This window comes from Aureispira sp. CCB-QB1 (genome assembly GCF_000724545.1).
In the GTDB taxonomy this organism is placed as follows: domain Bacteria; phylum Bacteroidota; class Bacteroidia; order Chitinophagales; family Saprospiraceae; genus Aureispira.
The window spans coordinates 268,388-290,957 of sequence record NZ_JHBV01000043.1; the positions used below are offsets into that span (position 1 = coordinate 268,388).

Below are 22,570 nucleotides of genomic sequence, written 5' to 3' on the forward strand. Positions count from 1 at the left end.
TTACTTAGTTAGCTGTACCGCTCTGAGTGTTTTTTACAAACCATTGAATAAATCAACAAACGACTAAATAAAAAAGATGGCAAGGTTTATTAAAAAAAAGAAAGAAGAAATAGGCTTGGCTCCTGACGATTTGTTATTCCGAGGAAAGCCAAAAGTTAGTGAAGTTCGTTTGCGTGTCATAGACTTTGATGCTGTTAATCTTATTGAAAATGTTGTGAATGAGGTAAAAGATGTTTTATCTTTTCAAGAGAAGGATACGGTCACTTGGTTTAACATAGATGGCTTGCACAATACATCTATTATGGAGGAATTGGCTGCTGGATTTCATTTGGAACACCTTATTTTGGCAGATGTACTCAACACACAAGCTAGACCTAAAGTAGAAGAGCATGATAATTGTATTTTTTTATCTATCAAAATGTTGCAACATGATGCAGATTCCGATATGATTACGGTTGAAAATTTGAGCTTGATTATAACTCCTAGTGTGCTGATTTCTTTTCAAGAGAAGGATGGCGATGTTTTTGAACCCGTGCGTGATCGGATTAGGAAACAAAAAAAACGCATTAGAAATGGAGGAACAGACTATCTTGCTTTTGCTTTGTTGGATATTGTTATAGATAATTATATTTATATTATTGGAGTACTTGGACAAAAAATTGAATCCTTAGAGGAGTATTTGCTGAATGACCCAAGCCAAGCTGTTGTTGAAAAAATTAATGCTTACAAGCGTGAACTTAACTTTTTAAGAAAGAACATCAAGCCTGCTAAAGAAATGATTCTGGCATTTAATAAGCTAGATTCTGATTTAATAGGAGAAGGGGATATTGTTATTCATCTTAAAGAATTGGAGGACAATATTAATCATGCGACAGAGTTAACCGATAGTTACCGAGAAATTTTATCGGATCAATTGAATATATACCATACCACGATCAGTAGTAAGTTAAACGATATTATGAAATTCCTAACCGTGTTTTCTGTCATTTTCATTCCGCTGACATTCATTGCAGGAATTTATGGAACCAACTTCGATTATATTCCTGAATTAAAATACCGATATAGTTACTTTATCATGTGGGTAGTTATGATTGTGGTAGCCGTAGGAATGTTGATTTACTTTAAATTTAAAAAATGGTTTTAAGTGTTTTTAGTTGCACAAATAATTGATTTAGATTTCTCTAGTGTAAAGCTATTCTATTGGTAAAGAAGAAATTTTTTTAAAAAGTGATAACCTGTTTGCTTTTGGGGAATATATCTATCATGTGACCCCATATTGTTTTACAAAAACAAGCATCTCCCTCAACGATGCAACCAATTGTTCAATTATCTATGTATAATAATGCAATTCCTCAATCAATATTAATCAACGACCACGAAGTAGCAGCGTAGCTAACTACTATCAATTATATCATCTATAAATTAAGGTGGCACTTTACGCCTAATCATTAGCCTTATAATTGGTTGATTATTGCAGAGAAAAAGTTGTTGATGGATTGTTATAACCTAAAAAAAGTAAGCATGAAAAATTTTTGTTGGATACTATTCCATTTGATTTGCCTAAGTGCGTATGGTCAAGATAGCGCTAAGTTTAATTTGAATTTTGAGAAAAAAACAACAGATAAACCATTGCCTGATGGATGGCTTCAATGGGGCGATTATCAGTTGGGGGTTAGTGAAAAAGGATATTCAGGTAATTATGCCGCAAAGATTGTGTCTACAGAAAGCGATTTGAATTTTGGTTCAATAGCTTATCATATTCCAGCCAAATACGAAGGGAAGAAGATTAAGTTAGAAGGATTTATGAAAATAAAGAATGTTGCCGATGGATTTGCGGGATTGCTGTTGAGAATTGACGGAAATGGAACGAGTTTGGCTTTTGATAATATGCAAAGCCAAGGAATTAAGGGGACAAAGGATTGGAAAAAATATAGTATCGAATTGCCTTATCCAGAAGAAGGAGAACAGATTTTTGTGGCAGGCATTCTTGTTGGACAAGGGGAAGCTTGGTTTGATGATTTTGTATTGACAATTGATGGCGAGGATGTGCAAACATTAAAAGAGGTAAAAAGGAAACGCTTACCGGCTGCTTTAGACAAAGAGTTTATTAAAGGGTCAGCAATAACGTCCATTGTTATCAACGAACAAAATGTTGCTAATTTAGAATTGTTAGGGCGTATTTGGGGGTTAATGAAATACCATCATCCTAAAGTAGCCAAAGGAAATTATAATTGGGATTTTGAGTTGTTCCGTATGTTGCCGCAGTACTTGAACATAACCGATGATAGAATGCGGGATCGTTACCTGCTCAAATGGCTATCAAAATATGGTGGTCTAAAAACTTGTAACGATTGTGCTTCAACAGAAACGGATGCTTTGCTCAAACCAGATTTGGCTTGGGTGCACGACTCTAGTATAGGCAAAAAACTACAAAAAAAATTAGAAGAGATTTACAAGAATCGGCACCAAGGTGAAAATTATTATGTGGAAATGGCAGTAGGAGTTGGCAATCCTAAATTTTTGCACGAAAATGCTTATGAAAATATGCCTTACCCCGATACTGGCTTTCGGTTATTAGCCGCTTTTAAGTATTGGAATATGATTCATTACTACTTCCCTTACAAGCATTTAATGGATAAAGACTGGAATGAAGCTTTGAAAACATACATTCCTAAATTTATTGAGGCACAAGATGAATTGGAATATGAGTTGGCAGCTGTGCAAATGATTGGCGATATTCAAGACACACATGCCAATCTTTGGGGAGGCAATAATAAAATTATGGAATGGAAGGGAAAGTATTACCCTCCTATTCATACTCGATTTATTGAGAATCAATTAGTCGTCGTAGATTATTATAATTTAGAACACAAAGCATCCGTAGGACTGAATATAGGAGCCGTTATTACTAAAATAAATGGAACACCCGTTGAAGCTCTTGTTAAAGAAAAGGCACCTTATTATCCTGCGTCTAATCAACCTACTCGTTTGAGAGATATTTCAAGAGATATTTTACGTTCTAATGACCAAAAGGTGAAAATAGAATACGAACAAGATGGAAAAGTAAGTACCAAGATGTTGACTTTATATGACCCTAAGTCATTGAATTATTATGCTTGGTATCGAAAAAAGGAAGGCAAGTGTTACAAGTTGCTGAGCGATGAGATTGGTTATATTACGTTGGCAACCATTCAATCTGAAGATATAGAGGCGATCAAAAATTTGTTTGCACACACCAAAGGGGTGGTTATTGATATTAGAAATTATCCATCTACATTTGTTCCTTTTTTGCTAGGGTCTTATTTGGTATCAAGCCCAACCCCTTTTGTGAAATTTACAAAAGGGAATGTCAATAATCCTGGTGAATTTACATACACTAGTCCGTTGAGTATTCCTGCTTCTGGAGACCTCTATGGAGGAAAAGTAGTCGTCTTAGTCAATGAGTTGTCTCAAAGTCAGGCAGAGTACACGGCAATGGCATTTAGAGCAGGACACAATACAACAATTGTTGGGAGTACAACAGCGGGAGCCGATGGAAATGTTTCTAAAATTCTTTTACCTGGTGGGCTAAGTACAATGATTTCGGGCATAGGGGTTTATTATCCCAATGGAGCAGAAACACAGCGTATTGGTATTGTACCTGATGTAGAAGTACTGCCGACCATAAAGGGAATTAGAAATGGCAAGGATGAATTGTTGGAAAAGGCAATTGAGTTGATTGAAAAAGAATAGTTATTGTATTCAAAAATGTTGTAATAATCATTATTGAGATAGAGTAAGATGTTTTATATTGTTGTTGATTTTTTAATATTTAAAATTAAAATACAATGCAATTACACCAGTTAACCTTATGGATGCTTTTGTTGCTAAGCAGCTCTTTTTTAGCTGCACAAAAGACATTAAACATCAAAAGCAAAACAGCATTTACGATAGGAGAGACGCTTGAAGTAGAGTCTGCTATCTTGGGCGAAAATCGAGTGCTAAACATCTATCTTCCCAATGGCTATTCTAAAGAATCTTCTAAAACGTATCCTGTCATTTACCTATTAGATGGTTCCATTGACGAAGATTTTATTCATATTGCAGGTTTGGTACAATTTGGCTCCTTCTCGTGGATTAACTTACTACCTGAAACGATAGTTGTTGGTATTGGGAATGTAGACCGAAAACGAGATTTTACTTATCCTACTAATAATGAAAAAGACAAGAAAGATTTTCCAACAACGGGTGGATCAGAGAAATTTATTCGTTTTATAGCAAAAGAGTTGCAGCCATTCATTGCAAAAGAATATGCTATTAATGATACCAAAACTTTGATAGGGCAATCATTAGGAGGGCTTTTGGCATCAGAAATATTATTTAAGCAACCTAACTTATTTGACAATTATATTATTGTTAGTCCTAGTTTGTGGTGGGATGACCAATCTTTACTATCTTGGAATTTACCAACCTATACGACTTCAAAGTCGATTTACATAGCCGTGGGAAAAGAAGGAAAAGTAATGGAAGGAACTGCTAAGGAATTGTACAAAAAAGTGAGTGTCTTAGACAAAAAAAATACAAAAACATTTTTTGAATTTTTAGAAGCACAGGATCATGGAGATGCACTGCATTTAGCTGTTTATAAGGCATTTGAAAGTATATTTGAAAAAGTAAAGGAAAAAGAGTAATGTTTTGGGGGAATAAGAACAGTTCCCCCAAAACAATCAATTGCTGATCAAACATTCCAAAACATAAAGCATGAAAGAAGCATTTACAGGGATAGAAACTAGTCGTCTTATTATCAGACCATTTCGAGTCGAAGATGATGCAGCCGTTTACGAATTTGGTTCGAATGCGGAGGTACAAAAGTATACAGGAGATGGCTTAATTGCTTCGTTAGAAGCAGCAAAAGCGCTGATTCAAAACGTTTGGCTTACCGATTATCAAACTTATGGTTATGGCAGATGGGCAGTTGTTTACAAGCCAGATAATAAACTAATTGGTTTTGCCGGTCTCAAATATCTAAAGAGCATGAACGAGACAGATATTGGGTTTCGTTTTTTACCCGAATATTGGGGCAAGGGGATTGCTACAGAAGCTTCTCAAAAGATTATCAACTATGGCTTTGATGTTTTGGAGCTTCCGCAAATCATCGGTATTGCTATGCCTGAAAACATAGCTTCTAATAAAGTCTTGTTAAAATTGGGCTTAACCTTTTATAAGGTAGATGATTATGAGGGGGATGGCGGAGCTTATAATTGGTATAAAATAAGGAAAGAAGCTTACAAACAAAACAGTTCTAGTTGATATTTTATAGCAAAAAACTTTATACAGCTTTAAGTTATAGAATCGTTACATTTGGCATCTTTTTGCCTTTGGCAAATACTCTTGCCACCTGATCTGCAAGTCGTATGGGCTCTGAAATACGATAAGTAGGCGAACAATCTAAAATAATTTGATTGGACTGTGTTAAAGACATTTTATAACCAGGACTAACATAAACAGGTTTAATATCAGTTTGAGTTCTCAAAACGCTGCCAACTTCTTGCCCTTTTCGGAAGATGGGAAGTGTTGATCCGCGTTCTAGTCCCAGTTCTCCATCGTATTTTAGAAGCGGTCTTTTAGCAACACCTATACTAGGTATATTGGTTTTAACTCCAATCCAGCTGGCAATACCTAACTTTCTAGGGTGCGCAATTCCATGCCCATCAATAATGATTAGTTGAGGAATTAAATTTTTAGTTGCTAAGATTTTTCGGATGGTTCTAAGAACAGGAGGTCCTTCTCTAAAACAGAAAAAGCCAGAAACATACTCCATGCCTGTTTGTGTTTTAAAAATAAAGGTATCTAAATGAGTGCCATTAAATTGATAGGCTGCAATAGCACAAAAAGCTTCTTCTTTTACATATTGAATATCTACACCAAATAAGACATCCGAGGCGTCAAACATTCGATCATTGGTTGAAATTACGACTTGTTTGGCTAACCATTCTTGTTCATCTCGTAAGAAGTCTAAATCCATAAATTAATTTAGCTGTTAATTTGGTCGTCAATAATCACCCCATCTTTCATAACCAAGGTACGATCACTCATTTTTGCCAATTCAGTATTGTGTGTGACAATAATAAATGTTTGTTGATGCTTATCTCGCAAATCAAAAAAAAGTTCGTGTAATTGTTGAGAGGTCTCAGTGTCCAAATTTCCTGAAGGTTCATCCGCTAAAATAACAGCAGGGTTGTTCATCATAGCACGAGCGACAGCAACTCGTTGTTGTTCTCCTCCAGAAAGTTGGGATGGCTTGTGGTGCAATCGATCCTTGAGACCTAAGTCGGACAATAATTGTGTGGCACGTGCCACTGCTTCTTTTTCAGATTTTTTCTGAATATAAGCAGGGATACAGACATTTTCTAAGGCATTGAATTCTGGTAATAAATGATGAAATTGAAAGACAAAGCCAATGTGTTGATTTCGAAATGCAGAGAGTTCTTTTTCAGGTAGTTGGCTAATGTCTTTGCCATTGATAGTCAAAACGCCAGAGTCTTGTCTATCAAGCGTACCCAAGATGTGCAACAAAGTACTTTTCCCAGCACCAGATTTCCCAACTATAGAAACAATTTCTCCCTTTTTAATTTCAAGATCCACCCCTTTGAGAACGGTAAGGTTGTCGTAAGTTTTTTTTATGTCTTTTGCGTGTATCATTTAATTATTTTCGTCAATAGCAATAGTGTGTAGACAGTGTAAACCTTAAAAGTAGGTTATTTTTTATGTACTACAAAACTTGTTTTAAGCATTTGTTTTTTTATTGTTCTTACAAGCCATTTAAGCAAGAAATGACACAATAGAAGAAAAAGCAAATTAATACAATCCCAGCAATCAATTTTAGTAAAAGTACTGAAACAATAACACCTAGTACCATTAAAACGATTTGTAGAATTGTTTTTTTTCCATTGTCAGGTGTTTTTTCCTCCAAGGGCTGATGTTCTCGGCGCAAAATTTCAGCTTCTGCAATTTCAACAGCAGCACTTCCCCAAATGTTCGGATTTTTAACAATTTCCAAGAGAGCAGGCATAGAAGCATTTGGAATTTCTGCCAGAGATAGATTGGATTGGTTGTATTGATGTTGATGTTCTTGGAGTAGTTCTATTGCAGCAGCTACTTCGTCGTCAGAGGCTTCTCTAAAACGTCCTGCGATAATATCTTTAAGTTGATCATTATCATAGTCCCAAAATTTTTCTTTATAGTGGTTTTTCATATTCATAACATACTAAGCTTGTGTTTTTCAAATTTATGAAATTTTAGAGACTTATCCCTTAAAAATAAGATAGCAGCGCAGCTAAGTACTCCTAATATAAAGAATTGTATATTTTTCCATAGTTTTGCTGCGGATTTGTATCACAAACATAAATTTACAAAATGGAGAGCATTTTTAAAGATTTGAAAGTAATAGAATTGGCGTCGGTGTTAGCAGGACCAGCCGTGGGACTTTTTTTTGCAGAGTTAGGGGCAGATGTAATTAAAATTGAAAATAAAAAAACAGGCGGAGACGTTACCAGAACTTGGCGCCTACCATCAGAAGATAAAACAGCGTCAGTTTCTGCCTATTACTGTGCTATTAATTGGAAAAAAGAAGTGCAGTTTTTGGACTTGTCGACAGAAGAAGGAAAAAATGCAGTGTACGAATTGGTCAAAACAGCCGATGTTGTTGTTGCGAATTATAAGAAGCAATCGGCGCAGAAATTAGGGATGGACTACGAACATTTAAAAGCAATCCGACCAGAATTGATCTATGCCAATATCTCAGGTTTTGGAGAGGAGAGCGAACGAGTGGCATTTGATGTAGTGCTGCAAGCGGAATCAGGCTTTATGTATATGAATGGACAAGCAGATGGACCTCCAACCAAAATGCCCGTTGCGTTAATTGATGTTTTGGCGGCACACCAGTTAAAAGAAGGCATCTTAGTAGCTTTGTTACAACGTTACAAAACAGGGCAAGGGGCTTATGTTAGTGTCTCTTTGTTGGAAGCCGCAGTGGCTTCTTTGGCTAATCAAGCCACCAATTGGCTGATGGGAAAACATATCCCTCAACGGATGGGATCTCTACATCCAAATATTGCTCCTTATGGTGAATTATTTGAAACCAAAGATGCCAAACGCTTAATTTTATCTATTGGTTCTGATCGTCAATTTGTGAATCTCTGTACTTGCATCAATCGTCCTGATTTATTGGAAAACGAAAATTATCAAACCAATATAGCAAGAGTCAAGCATCGGGTTGTTTTGGCAAAAGAATTAAGTCAAACCTTCAAAGGGTTGATAGCAGAGGATATTTTGGAGCGTTGCCATCAGAAATTTGTGCCTATTGGTCAGGTGCGCAATATGCAGGAAGTTTTTGAACAGCCAACTGCTCAGAAAATGATTTTAGAAGAAGAGGTGGATGGTTTGTTGACACAAAGAGTACGAACGGCTGCCTTTAAAATTAACTAAAACTAAGTTAAAACACTCATTAAGAGTAAATGATAGTGACTGTTGAATTGTGCTGTAATTTGAAATTATTCTGAATAAGATTTCTTGAGATCAAAACGAATTTCTATAATTTATTTTTTCTTTAATTCCTTATCTTTGCGTTTCCAAAGAAAGTGCCAGAATAACTCGTTGTAGCAGCTGGCTGTTGATGTTAATCAGGCATACAGAACCTAGATTTTATTACAATAATTAATATTATAAAAATATGAAACCTGTTTTTTTTATATGGATGGTAGCGCTTTTGTGTATCTGTTGTACTTCCAAGAATGACAACCCTTCTGGATTACCTGTTTATGGTGTAAAATTGCCTATCGAAAAAGAGGTAAATGGAAAGACCGTAATTGATTCATTGGATCATATTATACCACCTTTTACATTTGTGAATCAAGATAGCAGTACTGTAACCGAAAAAACAGTCGAAGGAAAGATCTATTTAGCCGATTTTTTCTTTACGTCTTGTTTTACAATTTGTCCTAAAGTAAAGAAGAATATGAAGAAAGTATATGAGGTGTTCAAGGATCGACCTGATTTTGTCATCTTGTCTCATTCTATTGATACTCGACACGATACGGTAGGGCGATTGGCTTGGTATGCCAATAAATTTGATATTAATTCGGACACTTGGCATCTCTTGACAGGAGAAAAAGAGGCAATTTATAAGATTGCTTATGATTATTATATTACGGCATTGGAATCAGATGACGCACCTGGAGGTTTTGATCATAGTGGAGCAGTTGTGTTATTGGATAGAAAGCGCCGAATTCGTGGTATGTATGATGGAACTGATCCAGAGCGTATGGAACAGCTGATTAAGGATACTCAATTATTATTGGATAAAGAGTAAGTCGTAATTTAACGATTTGGTGTTGGTGCTGTGATGGAAGATTTTTGAACGAAATGCTATGGTGAGTAGAAAATATAAATATGCAAAAAATAATTAGATATAGTTTGGTAGTAATGCTAGGTCTTCTGTTCTTGTTTTCTTGTGGCAACCCTAGAGAAAAAACCTACAATGAAGGAGCTGTCTTGTATAAAAAACATTGCGAAAATTGCCATATGTCAGATGGAACAGGTTTGGAAGCATTGTATCCGCCTCTTGCTGGAGCCGATATGTTGCAAAGCGTCGGAGTAGGAGCGGCGTGTATTATTAAGAATGGTTTGCAAGGCAAGATTATCGTGAATGGGGTAGAGTTTGAAACAGGGATGGCTCCCATTGAAGGCTTGTCTAATGTAGAGATTACCAATATTCTTAACTACATCCATAATGCTTGGGGAAATAAACGAGAATTTATACAACTCAATGAGGTGGAAGCTGTTTTAGAATCTTGCCAATAAGTACTTTAAAAATAGGAGATCAGATAACAAAAGTGTATGCTTCAGTCAATAGTTAGCTTTGCTGTTACTACGTGGTCGTTGAAACCACGTAGTAACAGCAAAGCTGAACTTTATTAGTTTATTGCATGAGTGCTTCGCAGTTGATAATTAATAAGTTGTAGGCTTGTTTTTTTGTTAAAATTTTATTATTAAGCTAATATAAATGTGTTTTTTTTGCCTTTTTGGTGAAAAAGTAAACAACTAAGCGATAGCAATTTCACGACAGCAGGGAGCTACCACGAAGTAGTAGACACTGAAATCAAATCATTTTTGTGAAAAACGCCGCATTGAAAGAACAGAAACTTTGAACATGCTCTAAGTAATAATAGAGTAAGGAATTATAGAAAGTAAGGAAGAATATTAGAGTTAGTAATTTGATTAAACTTTTTGGTTAAAAAAAGATATTTCTAAGAACATTTTTTCTTTCATTTATTGTCTTTTTTGTATATTAGGGAAAACTCAAATAATTTTTGATATTCTATATTTTGTATACGTTGTGTACATCTTTCCCAATAAATAGAGTATCATTTAATACAAATTCTGTTGCCATTAACCTTGGTATCAAGAATCTAACTTATATTCCCAAATGAAAAAATTGAGCGATATTCGTCGGCAAATCAACCCCTGTTTGCGAAAAATCGAGCAAGAACGGCAAGATACATTAGCCAATATCAAAAAGGCAAAAAAATGGTATCTGCTCCCCATCTTGTTATTGTTGCTAGCTATAGTAAGTTTTGCAGCCAATAAAATACCACTAGGTATAGGATTACTTTTTGTTTCTATTGTAGGACTTATTGTCGTCGCTGTATTTAAAGTAAGTCCTTATCAAACGAATTATATTTCGAATTTTAAGAAAGGAGCTTTCTCTACTTTTGTAGAAGCATCGTACCCTCAAGTTTATTATGCACCTGATAATTATTTACCAAGTAGTTTGTTTGATAAATCGAAGTTGTTTGGAAGTTATGACTCTTATAGTGGAGAAGATTACTTTGAAGGAAAAATAGAGGGGGGCTGCTCTTTTAAATTTTCGGAACTGCATGTTACTAAAACAGAGGTGACTAGCAATGGCGACGGTGGGGTAGAAACAAGTGCTAGAACAATATTTGACGGCTTGTTTTTTGTATTGAATGTACCTGATCGTGTCAGTGGACAAATTCAAGTATTACCTGATAGTGTCGAAAATGTTTTTGGCAAGATGGGCAAAATTTTTCAAAAAAAGATTGGAGCTTTTTTTCAACGTTCTTCAGTGGTATATTTAGAAGATCATCCCGAATTTGAGAAAGAGTTCGTCGTATACAGCAAGGACGAAGAAGAGGTTTATCGGATTTTAACCCCTAATTTATTGCAAGCAATCTATGATTTGCGCTATAAGTGGAATACTCGATTGAGTATTAGTTTTATAGAACATCAAGTGTATGTTGCCATGCCAACAAGCAAAGATTTTTTTAGACCTAATATCAAATACTCAGTAACAGATGATACCTTATTAAAGGAGTTGTACGATGAACTGGCGTTGTGCTTTGCTGTTGTTGAAGATCTAAGCATGGAGCACCAACCAGAAGAGAGTCGGAGCTTGTTAAACTCTGGGCAAAGCGTGAACTTTAATCGTACGAAGTCAAAGGATAATCCATTTTTGTTATAGTAATTTGGAAGTGTTATTTTATCATACAAAATGATGCGTAATAATGCTTAATAGTTTGCCTATTTTATTGGTGAACCCAAATTACTTCAGTAGTTTTGTATACGAATATTATTACATTATAGTTGAAGAATTGATGAACCCAATAGAAGGATACAAAGAGGAGTTGGCTCCAACAATTGAAAAATTGGAAGCCTTTCGATTGAAACAATTAGGTAAGACAAAAGAAATACATCTTTATTATTTTGTCCCCGCAATTCTGACCATACTTGCAATACCCATTTACTGGAAAATTAACCCAATCATGTCTTTTGTCGTGTTGGGCATAGCCGTAGCCATTGGCGTACAAATTGCCACGACAGCGGTAAGTAAACCCAGCCAAAACTATGTTCTTGATTTTAAAAAGCAATTCTTTACGATTATTGCCAAATCGGCGTTTTCCAAGGTCACTTATTCCGTAGAGCAGTTTGTTGCACCCAAGTTGATTTTGTATTCTGATTTATTTAAGGAGCAACCTTTAGAAATGGAAGGCAGTGATTATTTTAAAGGCTTTTCAGAGACAGGACAGAAATTTCAATTTTCAGAAATAAGGGCTTACAAAGAAGGAAAAACGATATTTGAAGGTTTTTTTTACGAGATAGAAATGCCCATCAATTTTCAATCTAAAGTAATGGTATTGCCTAGCAAGGGCAAACGAAGCCCTAAGAGTATTGCCGACTTGAATCAGTTGAGCTTGAAAGGCTTGACTGCGGATGGAGATTTGGTTGCTGTTGCCAATGTGTATCCTAAATTCGAGAAGGATTTTACAGTCTATAGCCATAGTAAAGAAATGGCTTATCATATCTTAGTACCTTCGATAGTAGAAGGAATTCATGCGATTTATAAAACTTGGAAAGTAAAACCAAAGCTTAGTTTTATTAACAACAAAATTTATGTTGCAATACCTGCTAAGCAAGCTGTATTTACACCAAATATTCATGAATCTTTAATAGACAATCCTAATTTTGTATTGGTAATAGAGGAACTGAATAAGTATTTTGATGTTATTAAAAAATTGTCTACCAAAGAGAAAAAACAACCCAAAGAGGAGATAGAAGAACGGATAGAAAACGACGACTTTCCAGAACTAGATTAAAATCCTTTCCATGCCATACCCATCCAACCAAGAAGCATTGCAGCCTTTGCTTCAAAACTTAGAAAGCAAACGACAAAATTATTTAAAAGCCTACGAAAAAGCGAAGAGATTACGTTGGATACCGATTGGTCTATTTATAGTTTTTTCATTGGCAACCTTGTTTTTTTCTATTCCTCTATTATTGTGTTTTGGAGGATGTATCGGTTTAGGAATATTGATAGAATACAAAAAAATTGCTCCATCAGAGAGGGCATACCGTGAGGTCTACAAAAATGATTTTGTACAGCCTTTTGTCCAATTACTTTACCCTAATGTACACTATTTGCCTGGACAATTTTCTACTAGCAACCATATTCAAGCCAGTTTATTATACAATCTATTGGATGCAAATGGAAATTTGGTTTGCGAAGATGGATTTAGAGGAACGACAAAACAAGGGCATGAATTTACAATGATGGAAGTAGCTTATGGGATTGATGTTCATGGTAAAATGGAACACCAACGGGAGATTTTTATTTCTATAGCATCTCCTAACAAAGGATATCGATCTATTTTTGCCGCTAAAAATGCGATGATGGCGCACACCTTGGACGCATACAATAAGAAACACATTGAACAAGATCCCATTGTTGCACAGCAACAAATAAGCACACAATTTGCAGAAGGGTATACGATATATAGTCAAGAGGAAGAAGATGTGAAGGCATTTTTAACGCCTGAATTTACTGGACTTCTTTGGGGGTTAGTAGAACAATGGTCTGGAGCGTTGAGGTTCTCCTTTGTGGAGGATGTTTTTCATATTGCCTTGCCCTCTCAACACAATTATTTTGAAACAGATTTGACAGAATTCGTATCTGAAGCTTTTTTGGGGCAAAAGCTTTTTAAGGAGTTAACGACTTGTTTGTCTATTGTAGAGGAATTGAGTGCTGGAATGAATCGAATTAAATTGCCCTCACAAGAACGACGTTTGCCATTAAAAGATTCTACAGCTTCTACCGAAAATTGGGATAATTCTGCTTACGATCATTTTATAGATCAGGGGTTGTTATAGATATACGAATATATGAAAATAGAAGACATTAAAGAGACCTTTTACCCCAGCTTGGTGCGTTTAGAAAAAATAAGAAAAAAGCAGCGTATCTTGTATTATATGGATTATCTCTATTATGCTGTTGGCTTGTTGGTCTTATTGGTAACTATTTTGATTCTTTTATCTGATTTGCCTTGGTGGTGCGTCTGGTTGTGTTTGGGGGGATTTTTAGGAATCGTAATTGGAAAAAGTACTGATATTGGTAATCCAGAGAAAACTTACGAAATCGCCTATGGTGATTTTTTAGTAGAGCTTATACCAACCATTAATGGAAGCACCATGCCTTGTTCGCCAACTTCCTTATTAGAGTTTCAAAAAGTCGGACCAATAAAGGATTGGGAGAAAACAGTTATTCAAGGGCAAACTACAAACCAAATACCTTTTGAGTATTTGATAGGAGAATTAGCTCCTGACGGAGTGACTTGCAAGGCTTATTTTGTATTAGATTTTGAGGAGGATTTAGGCAAGCGAACAACTATTTTTCGCAGAACAGAGTGGGTAGATAGCTCTCTAGAAATAGAGACTAAAAGCAGGAAAAAGTTTTACATACACTTGTATTCTGTACACCATCAAGATGCTGTTTTTAACAAAAAGTATACCGTGTATGCTGAAGAAAGGCAAGCAACCCAACGATTGATTAAGCCTAAATTGTTACATTGTTTAGATTCAATTTTTAGAGAATGGGACGATCTGGAAGAGGTTACTTTTGAGAATAAAAAAATCTATTTGGAATTGAATGTGGACATGGATTTTTTTATAGGAAACATCCATTTATCAGTAGTAGAAAACGAATTTATAGAAGGACTATTTTCAGAGCTTGAATGGAATTTTAGTTGTTTGGATAAATTGTCTACATGTTTGATGGCAACTGTATCATCCATAGATTCAACTAAAAATGAGACACAAAAGGGTAGAAATACCTCTGACAATTCTGGCTACGATGATTTTATAGAAAATGGACTTTAGAAAAATAAAAGCGGTTCTAACACTATTAAGAATTCCTAATCTAATAATAATTGGATTAACGCTTTGTCTGTTGTATGGAAATGCCGAAATGCAAACGTTGAGTATTCGCCATCTTATTCTATTGGTTGTAGGAACTGTTTGCATTGCGGGAGGGGGCAATATTATTAACGATATAGTTGATGTAGAAATTGACCAAATTAATAAAAAAAATCGAGTCGTTGTTGGGCGGTTGCTTTCGTTTAAATTTGCCCGAACAATGTACTGGGGGAGTAATATAATAGCAATTGGGCTAGCAATTTATGGACAATCTTTGAGTTTGTTGCTGTTTTTTTTAGGAGCAATTGGATTACTGTATTTTTATTCTACTGTATGGAAACGAAAGGCATGGATTGGTAATTTGGTCGTAGCATTGTTGTGTGCTTGGGTTGTTGTGGAGTTTTGGTACTTATCTTATGCAGGACTAACGCCCTACTGGCATGGAATTTTAGCTGCCTATACCTTATTTGCTTTTTTATCTACTCTAATGCGAGAACTAGTAAAGGACGTAGAAGATTTAGAAGGAGATCGGCATCAAGGTTGCCAAACGCTAGCCGTTCAAAAAGGCATTGCTTTTGTGAAAAAAGTATTGTGGGTATTGTTAAGTATTTTATTTTTATTATTAAATGCTGAAGCGTTATTTTTATACAGCTATCGTGCTTATATAGCATTGGGGTACCTATTATTGGTGTTAATGTTGCCACTTGCATTCTTTGCGAGACAACTACAACAAGCCAACGAGATTAGTAATTTTACGTCAATGAGTCGTTGGTTAAAAGTGTATATGTTATTGGGTTTGTTTTTATTGCTGTTGGTATAGATAATGTTGCTTCTAGGTTTTAACAAAACCCAGAAGCAACGCAGATTGATTCTTAGTAGGGCATGAGTTTTTGGTAAAGTGGTGGCAACTCTACCTTGTAAGTAAATGCCCAAAGAATGGATAATCCAATAAGTGCCCCTAAAAATAGCACCCAACTGGCACGACGATTGGCTTTATCAAGTCCAACATTTCGAATCATTTTAATTCTCAAAATACAGGCAACGTGGACAAAAAAGGAAAAAGCACCTAAGAAATAGTAAGGAATGTAAAAAAACAAATAGGGTTTTAAATTAACAACCATAGCTCCATAATAAAAGTTGGTGTCTACTTGTAACATAAAGCGTCCTGCAAGTGTTGCTGAGGTATGGACAAAGAGGAAGAACGCCAAATAAATTCCTGAATAAACATGAAGTTTGTTGTAGTATAAGGTCTGTTTCCATCCTCTTTGCCTAACCAATTGAACCCCCGAAATAATTTGCACCAAAACAGATAAGAGTAGAAGAGACTCTATCAATGGGTGTTGGTATACTTGTCGTAGTGCACTCATCACGGCTATATGGGTGTGAATGCTTTGCAAGGCTGTTAGGTGATTAAGCAAGTGAAAGGTGACAAAAATGCTTAAAATAATACCAGATAAAAAATGTACTTTTTTCATAGTTCAATTCTCTAATTTTAGTTGTTTAAAAACATACTTTCTTAGAAGACTGAAACCTGTGTTTTTTTGTGACAAAGAATGCCTACTTTTTTTACAAGGATAAAAAGATATCAATAGTTCGTTGAAACCACGCAGTAGCAGCGAAGCTAAACTTTATTAGTTTACTTCATGAGTGCTGCGCAGTTGATAATCAAAAAGTTGCAAATTTGCTGCATTTTATTTTAAAATTTTGATTATCAAGCTAATATAAATGTGTTTTTTTGTCTTTTTGGTGAAAAAGTAAACAACTAAGCGATAGCGATCTCACGACCGCAGGGAGCTAATCAACGAACTACTAAAGATATTGTAATTCTAAATAAAAAAGCTGCTAAGCATCCTTAATCGAACCTAGATGTATTTTATCAGGATTGCGAATAAAATAAATGCGACTGACTTGCTCTCCTTCAACTTCTAACAAACCAATAGAAATTAATTCTTCGCCTACATAGGTAAGAAAGCCGATTTCTTGATTGATTTCTTGGATAACAAAACGTGGCGTTTGTTCAAATTTAGCATAGAGTCCCCACAAAAACTTACGACAACTTTCGATACCATAAAGTATATTTTTGGCAGCACTAACTTTTCCACCGCCATCCGAATAAAGAGCAATGTCTTCCTTTAAAATACTTAATAAAGTGTCCAATTGCCCTGTATTAGAAGCTTTAATAAAGGCATGAATAATACGCTCTTTTGTTTTGTTTTCTGCCAAAATAGTACGATTAGAAGGCTTGATTTTTGCTTTCAGTCGTTGATATATTTTCCTGCAATTAGCATTGGTTAGATTTAGCACTTGAGCTAGTTCTTCATAGGTATAATCAAAGCTTTCTTTGAGGATAAAAACAGCCCGTTCTTTGGGGCTAAGTTGAGAGAGTAAAACGGTGATACCATAGCTTAAATCTAATTGATAATCTATGCTATATTCGGAGTTTATAATGGGTTCTGGCAACCAAGTTCCCCAGTAAGCACCTCGTTCTTTTTTAGATTGATTTAGATAATCAATCGCAGTGTTAATGGTTGTTTTAATAAGGTAAGAACGATGATTTTTGATGTGGATAACCTGTTTATTGTTAGCTTGTATGTATTTAGCAATAGCCTCTTGGCTAATATCTTTGCTGGTGGCAATTTCGCCAGTCATTTTATAGGCTGTAGCAAAAAGCAACTGTTGGATTTGTTCGTCTATTTTAATCATAATGGACAAAATATAGGTAGAAAGGTGGATTTTTTCTACGAATTATCGTATTTTAGTTAATTGTATTAACGCAATAGTCCGCTAATATTCTGCACAACAGTTTTTTAATTTGAGAGAGAGTGCTTTGTCAATTTTTTAATTTTAATTAAACTTGATGGATATTTAAATTAGTACTTCGTGGATTAGCTTCGCTGCTACTGCGTGGTATTTTATGAGATCGCTTCGCTTAGTTACCTGCGGTGCTACTTCGTGGTAGCTCCCTGCGGTCGTGAGAGCGCAAGCTTAGTTTTTTAGCTTTTTTGTAAAAAAACAAAAAAGTATCTTTGTATCAGTTTGATTATCAATTCTTTAATAAATCAAGTGATAAAAGTGTATTCTATTGATAATCAAATTGATGTGATTTTTTTACGAAGTAATGTTAAATCCAAGGTCGTTTTAATCAACGACCACGAAGTAGCAGCGTAGCTAACTACTAATTTAATAGTAAATCTAAAAAAATAATTGATTTGCCTGATCTTTTATTTCCTGTTGTTCTTAAGAATAGTGCATTGAATAAACAGTGCATTTGCTTTGCAGTTTTTTGGGGATTAATGATTAACGAATGGGTAATAGTAATTGCAATACTGGGGATATAACAACAATTACTTCAACCAAAACTCTAGACAAAAATGCCTATATATATCAATCCTTTCAAATTATTTGATTTGCCTTTAGAGGTAGACGCCACTACTTTAAAAGCGCACAAATTACGCATTCAAGAAAGAATGCAGCACAGCAAGGAAACAGACTTGGTTTATATAGGTAATAGTAAAGTGCCTAAACAGACGGTCTTAAAGTTGTTAAAGGAATTAGAGAACTATCAAACACGTCAATACCACCTTGCAATTTACGAACACAAGAAGCTTTTAAATTTCTTAGAGTATGGACACTTGAATTATTTTAGAAATAGTCAAGCATTAACGGCAACTCAGGATGCTGACTTTTTTAAATTTATAGGACCTTACTTTGGCTATCAATACGGAGAAACACTACTTCAGGCAATCAAAACACAGGATAAAGAAACATTGTCGTTGTTGGCCGCAACAAGTTTGCCTATGGTTGGTGATTTTGAAGAACAATGTTACAAACATGCTAATTATTACGTAGAGAGTACAATCAAGGAGCTGAAAAATTTACAAGGAAAACAAGAGCTCAATCATATGTCCGAACGAGAGTTGCTATCTTATTTGCCTAATAGGACCATTGAACTGTATAATATGTTGCCGGATTACTTTTATGCTGCTCGAAATTTAATTGGAAATGAGGTATACCAACTGTCTATTGTCTTGATTCAAAATTTTGGTAGGAGCGATGGTGCTTCTTTGATGCTTCGTCAAGGATTAAAATTAAAATTAGATACTACGGTTCGCAAAAATTTGGAATCTATGTTGGGGCGATTTAGTATGAAATCTAAATTTCCTAGTTTTATTTTAATTGCTATTATATTTGTTGCTATCTTGTTCATGATGAAATATATAGAAACTAATTTTTTGGGAGGATAACAGATGAAATCACTTTTAACTATTATTTTAGCAACGAGTTTGTTGTTTAGTTGCCAACCCAATGCAAGTAACTTCATAGAACCGTCGGATCGGCTTCAAACGAATAGTCCAGAAGACTGGGATAATTGGCAGCTTTTTTTGGAAGGGACAACAGGCCGTTTTCGAACCAATAGTTCAGAAGATTGGGACAATTGGCGGTATGACTTGGAAGGACAATCGGGGAGTATTAAAACTGCAAGCACAGAAGACTGGGACAATTGGCGGTTGGATAATGGTCTTTTTACGATACGAACGTATTCTTCTAACGATTGGGATAACTGGGAGATTAGGGGAAATGGTCAAACTTTTCGAGTTCGAACCTATTCTTCTAATAACTGGGATCATTGGCAAGTTTCAGGTGATTTTGAAGCAACATTTAGAACCTCTAGTTCAGAAGATTGGGATCGATGGGAACTGGAAGGTGATTGGACTAACTTAGATGCTTCTACCAAGGCTGCTATTTTATTTATTCCTATTTTTACCAGCAGTATTTATCAACAGGAAGTTCACTTGTAACTTCGTTTGTGCTTATTAAAAATTACCCCACTTAAAAATTATATTATGTTACGTCTTGTAATAGCAATATTGTGTTCTACCTTGTGGGTGTCTTGCACCAAAGTAGATTTAAAAGAAGTTTGTAGAGGAGAATGGAGCTACATCGTTGGAGATACTGCTTATTGCGAACTATTAATTGAAGGAGGAAAGGTCTACCCATATCATCACAACCAACTCAATAGCTATGCTTATCCTTATAAAATAGAGAAGGATACATTTTACATTTATGGAAATGAAGGAACAATTATTGAGCAGTCGCCCATTAAGTATATTGATCCCAATACTTTTCAAATTTTAGGGATAACCCCTTCTGTACTACAACGAATCTCTTATCCAGAGGCAGCTTCGAATTCTCTTTCTAAGTACCGTTACAGAGTTTTTAAATTGACTTTAGATAAAGGTATTGTAGACATTTACGAGCAAGATATCTTTGAGAAAATGGAAGAAGCTAGAAAGCTGTTCGATCCTTCTTTTCAAGAACGTCGTTCTATTGCATTGTATAAATTAAATAAAGAAAAGTTAATTCATTACTCCGTTGAAACCAAGCAGTAGCAGCGCAGCTAACTAAAAGCAAAGCGCTCACGCAGTAAATCGTATTAGTTTAGCTACGCTGCTACTACGTGGTATTGCATGAGTGCTTCGCAGTTGATTATTAATAAGATATATCTCTTTCTTGGTCTTTGTTTTAAAGACCTGATAATCAAGTTGATGCAAGATGATTTTTATGTTTTTACTTCGTGAGCCTACGGGTTTCTTGAAAACTAAAAGACTAAGCTTGTGCCCTCACGACCGCAGGGAGCTACCACGAAGTAGCACCGCAGGCAATCAACGGAGTATTATTAATTCAAAGTTTCAATTAAAAAATGCGTGTTAGTGATATCATGGATCCCACCAATATACTCTCTCCTAAGATGAGTATGATTTTTAACAATGCTTTTGAAGAGGAGTACTACAAAAAGGGTACGTTGTTGTTAGAAGTAGGAAAAATTTGCCAAAAAGTGTACCTCGTTAAAAAGGGACTTTTGCGTAGTTTTTATTATAAAGATGGAAAAGATGTGACGCATTGGTTTGCAGCCGAAATGGAACCTTTAAGCGCTTTAGATTCTTTTTTTAAGCAACGTCCCTGCGATTATAGTATTGATACATTGGAAGATTCTGTTGTTTATACCATTACATTGGAACGGTTGAATGCACTTTTAGATGCCCACCACGAAATTGAGCGTTTTGCCCGCATATTTATCACTGAAATGGTTATTCAGGTATCGGATAAAGTGAAAGACCTTCAATTTAGAACTGGAGTAGAGCGTTATCATACACTACTCAAAAAACACCCCAGTATCATACAAAGAGCACCTTTGAGCAAAGTAGCCTCTTATCTTGGAATGACCCAGCAATCTTTGAGTAGAATACGAGCACAACGGTAGTTTTTACCAATTGTTAAAAGAAGTTTGAGGAATATAGCTTATTTTTAAAAGTATATAATTGTTTATTTACTAACTTTAAAAACAAGTAGTTATGTTGCTTAAGTTAAGTTTATTTTTGGGTGGTGCAATCTTCTGGACGTTCTTAGAATATACCTTGCATCGAGGCTTGGGACACAATCCAAAATTAAAAAACATCTTCACAGTAGAACATTTGTTACATCATAAAGAAGTCAATTATTTTGCAGCAGCTTATAAAAAGGCAATAGGAGCCATCGCTGTTGTTGGGGGATTGACATTGATCTTGGGCTGTCTGATGAGTTGGGGAAATAGTTTTGCTTTTTCGGCAGGTTTAGTGAGTATGTATTTGGTGTATGAATACATACATAGTTATTTACATACCCACGCTCCTAGAAATGCCTATGGGGTTATGTTGCGAAAGCACCATTTTTACCATCATTTTAATAATCCAGATAAAAACCATGGTGTAACGACACCGTTTTGGGACAAGATATTTGGTACCTATGTAAAGCCACAAGGTATTATTCCAGTTCCCAGACGTTCCCAACTAAAATGGTTAACCAATGAGAAAGGAGAAGTACTCCCAGAATTTTCGGATAGCTACTGTTTGGTTTAAATATTTAAAGTAAAAATATGCAGTTCTTGTGGTGTCATCGCAGCCAAGGCAACAGTACCATTATCTAACACTTTCCAACTTTGGTAAGGCGTTAGAATAGTATTGGAATCTTTTGGAAATTGAGCGGTCAACTTGTCTAATGTTTGTTGCTTTACAATAGCACCTTCTGGGCTAATGCAGTAGATAGAACCATAGATATGATCTTCTTTGGGTAAACTATAGGTGTAAAGGTTACGTTTATTGTCCATTCCTATCGGATACAACAAAGGACCATATAGTTCTTTGGCACAAACTTTTTCGTGGACAGCATTTGTTTTTAAATGTGCAGAAATCAGCCCTCTAAGGTTGTGTTTTTCAAAAAATTTGATTCCTGTGATAGTATCTTCTTTTTCAAAAAGCCTAGAAGCACCAAAAGGCAAATGATCAAATTGGGTCGGAGTTGCCTGCCAATCGGTACTAGAAAATTGCCATAAGATGCCAGAGTAGTCCTCTTTTTCTGTCCAACAATAAACATGTTTAGAATTAGAGGATGGAAGAATATGAACATCTCGATAAGTTCCCAACGCAATGCTGTTCTGTTTTTGCTCTTGAAAATTCCAATAGGCAAGTTGATAGTTAGATTGCTCATCGGATGTTAAGAACACACAAGTATTGGAATGGAGCACTTTAAAATCTTTCACCGTTTTACTAGACATACTAGTAGGCAGTTCTATTCGTTCCAAAAATACTCCATTAGGATCAAAAACTGTCAAATACTTAAAGGATGCATCTACAACATAAGTTTTGTTATCTTCTCCCAATTCAAATAAAATAGGTGCTAATTTTGTGGTAGGAGTAACTTCAAATGCTAAACCAGAAGAAATATGAGTCGGTATAATTTCAGCTTGTTTTTCTCCCCAAGGAGCAACCAAAATAGATTTCATAAAATG

At 35.4% G+C, this 22,570-nt stretch carries 23 protein-coding genes; 17 read left to right on the forward strand and 6 right to left on the reverse strand.

The window, feature by feature from the left end; translation table 11 throughout:
* Window positions 1-76: 76 nt before the first annotated feature.
* The 4 genes from corA to CG11_RS24170 all read left to right on the forward strand — a co-directional run bounded on the left by corA (window position 77) and on the right by CG11_RS24170 (window position 5,289).
* On the forward strand, window positions 77-1,144 hold the full coding sequence (gene corA / locus CG11_RS24155) for a magnesium/cobalt transporter CorA (RefSeq protein WP_052599429.1): 1,068 nt from the start codon (window positions 77-79) through the stop codon (window positions 1,142-1,144).
* Between the two features lie 377 nt (window positions 1,145-1,521).
* Window positions 1,522-3,732, forward strand: coding sequence for a S41 family peptidase (locus CG11_RS24160; RefSeq protein ID WP_052599430.1), 2,211 nt, complete (start codon window positions 1,522-1,524; stop codon window positions 3,730-3,732).
* Window positions 3,733-3,827: 95 nt separating this feature from the next.
* On the forward strand, window positions 3,828-4,670 hold the full coding sequence (locus tag CG11_RS24165) for an alpha/beta hydrolase (protein ID WP_052599431.1): 843 nt from the start codon (window positions 3,828-3,830) through the stop codon (window positions 4,668-4,670).
* Window positions 4,671-4,740: 70 nt separating this feature from the next.
* Complete coding sequence (locus CG11_RS24170; protein WP_052599432.1) at window positions 4,741-5,289, forward strand: GNAT family N-acetyltransferase; 549 nt, start codon at window positions 4,741-4,743, stop codon at window positions 5,287-5,289.
* A 34-nt stretch (window positions 5,290-5,323) separates the two neighbouring features.
* Here the strand turns inward: CG11_RS24170 and CG11_RS24175 are convergent, their stop codons facing one another.
* From CG11_RS24175 to CG11_RS24185, 3 genes are all read right to left on the reverse strand, one after another.
* Complete coding sequence (locus CG11_RS24175; protein ID WP_052599433.1) at window positions 5,324-6,004, reverse strand: endonuclease V; 681 nt, start codon at window positions 6,002-6,004, stop codon at window positions 5,324-5,326.
* Window positions 6,005-6,012: 8 nt separating this feature from the next.
* Window positions 6,013-6,681: an ABC transporter ATP-binding protein gene (locus CG11_RS24180; RefSeq protein ID WP_052599434.1), complete on the reverse strand. Its 669-nt coding sequence runs from the start codon at window positions 6,679-6,681 to the stop codon at window positions 6,013-6,015.
* A 109-nt stretch (window positions 6,682-6,790) separates the two neighbouring features.
* A complete protein-coding gene (locus CG11_RS24185; RefSeq protein WP_156039883.1) occupies window positions 6,791-7,234 on the reverse strand; it encodes a hypothetical protein in 444 nt (147 codons plus the stop codon).
* Between the two features lie 161 nt (window positions 7,235-7,395).
* On the opposite strand from CG11_RS24185, the gene CG11_RS24190 reads away from it, so the two are divergent.
* The 8 genes from CG11_RS24190 to CG11_RS24225 all read left to right on the forward strand — a co-directional run bounded on the left by CG11_RS24190 (window position 7,396) and on the right by CG11_RS24225 (window position 15,565).
* Entirely contained in the window at window positions 7,396-8,466 is a 1,071-nt protein-coding gene (locus CG11_RS24190) for a CaiB/BaiF CoA-transferase family protein (protein WP_052599436.1), read from the forward strand.
* A 244-nt stretch (window positions 8,467-8,710) separates the two neighbouring features.
* Window positions 8,711-9,349: an SCO family protein gene (locus CG11_RS24195; protein ID WP_052599437.1), complete on the forward strand. Its 639-nt coding sequence runs from the start codon at window positions 8,711-8,713 to the stop codon at window positions 9,347-9,349.
* Window positions 9,350-9,429: 80 nt separating this feature from the next.
* Window positions 9,430-9,840 (forward strand): cytochrome c, encoded by a 411-nt coding sequence (locus CG11_RS24200; protein ID WP_052599438.1) that lies wholly within the window; start codon window positions 9,430-9,432, stop codon window positions 9,838-9,840.
* A gap of 625 nt (window positions 9,841-10,465) precedes the next feature.
* Complete coding sequence (locus CG11_RS24205; protein WP_052599439.1) at window positions 10,466-11,521, forward strand: DUF3137 domain-containing protein; 1,056 nt, start codon at window positions 10,466-10,468, stop codon at window positions 11,519-11,521.
* A 43-nt stretch (window positions 11,522-11,564) separates the two neighbouring features.
* Window positions 11,565-12,653, forward strand: a complete 1,089-nt coding sequence (locus CG11_RS24210) for a DUF3137 domain-containing protein (protein ID WP_052599440.1) — start codon at window positions 11,565-11,567, stop codon at window positions 12,651-12,653.
* A gap of 10 nt (window positions 12,654-12,663) precedes the next feature.
* On the forward strand, window positions 12,664-13,704 hold the full coding sequence (locus CG11_RS24215; protein WP_052599441.1) for a DUF3137 domain-containing protein: 1,041 nt from the start codon (window positions 12,664-12,666) through the stop codon (window positions 13,702-13,704).
* Window positions 13,705-13,716: 12 nt separating this feature from the next.
* Complete coding sequence (locus CG11_RS24220; protein WP_052599442.1) at window positions 13,717-14,709, forward strand: DUF3137 domain-containing protein; 993 nt, start codon at window positions 13,717-13,719, stop codon at window positions 14,707-14,709.
* On the forward strand, window positions 14,699-15,565 hold the full coding sequence (locus CG11_RS24225; RefSeq protein WP_052599443.1) for a geranylgeranylglycerol-phosphate geranylgeranyltransferase: 867 nt from the start codon (window positions 14,699-14,701) through the stop codon (window positions 15,563-15,565). The genes CG11_RS24220 and CG11_RS24225 overlap by 11 nt, the downstream gene beginning before the upstream one ends.
* 52 nt (window positions 15,566-15,617) lie before the next feature.
* Here CG11_RS24225 and CG11_RS24230 read toward each other — a convergent pair whose 3' ends face one another.
* Window positions 15,618-16,220, reverse strand: a complete 603-nt coding sequence (locus CG11_RS24230; protein WP_052599444.1) for a hypothetical protein — start codon at window positions 16,218-16,220, stop codon at window positions 15,618-15,620.
* A 367-nt stretch (window positions 16,221-16,587) separates the two neighbouring features.
* A complete protein-coding gene (locus CG11_RS24235) occupies window positions 16,588-17,448 on the reverse strand; it encodes a sigma-70 family RNA polymerase sigma factor (protein WP_052599446.1) in 861 nt (286 codons plus the stop codon).
* A gap of 668 nt (window positions 17,449-18,116) precedes the next feature.
* Between CG11_RS24235 and CG11_RS24240 the strand changes: the two genes are divergently transcribed.
* From CG11_RS24240 to CG11_RS24260, 5 genes are all read left to right on the forward strand, one after another.
* Entirely contained in the window at window positions 18,117-18,989 is an 873-nt protein-coding gene (locus CG11_RS24240) for a hypothetical protein (RefSeq protein ID WP_052599448.1), read from the forward strand.
* 3 nt (window positions 18,990-18,992) lie between these two features.
* The gene (locus CG11_RS24245; RefSeq protein ID WP_052599450.1) at window positions 18,993-19,544 is read left to right on the forward strand and encodes a hypothetical protein; all 552 of its coding nucleotides are present in this window, start codon (window positions 18,993-18,995) and stop codon (window positions 19,542-19,544) included.
* Window positions 19,545-19,589: 45 nt separating this feature from the next.
* Window positions 19,590-20,135 carry a hypothetical protein gene (locus tag CG11_RS24250; RefSeq protein WP_052599452.1) on the forward strand — a complete coding sequence of 182 codons (546 nt, stop codon included), beginning with the start codon at window positions 19,590-19,592 and terminating at the stop codon, window positions 20,133-20,135.
* A 311-nt stretch (window positions 20,136-20,446) separates the two neighbouring features.
* Window positions 20,447-21,007 (forward strand): Crp/Fnr family transcriptional regulator, encoded by a 561-nt coding sequence (locus CG11_RS24255; protein ID WP_052599455.1) that lies wholly within the window; start codon window positions 20,447-20,449, stop codon window positions 21,005-21,007.
* 91 nt (window positions 21,008-21,098) lie between these two features.
* Window positions 21,099-21,641: a sterol desaturase family protein gene (locus CG11_RS24260; RefSeq protein WP_052599458.1), complete on the forward strand. Its 543-nt coding sequence runs from the start codon at window positions 21,099-21,101 to the stop codon at window positions 21,639-21,641.
* On the opposite strand, the gene CG11_RS24265 is transcribed toward CG11_RS24260, so the two are convergent.
* Entirely contained in the window at window positions 21,638-22,564 is a 927-nt protein-coding gene (locus CG11_RS24265; RefSeq protein ID WP_052599460.1) for a hypothetical protein, read from the reverse strand. The genes CG11_RS24260 and CG11_RS24265 overlap by 4 nt on opposite strands.
* Window positions 22,565-22,570: the final 6 nt, after the last annotated feature.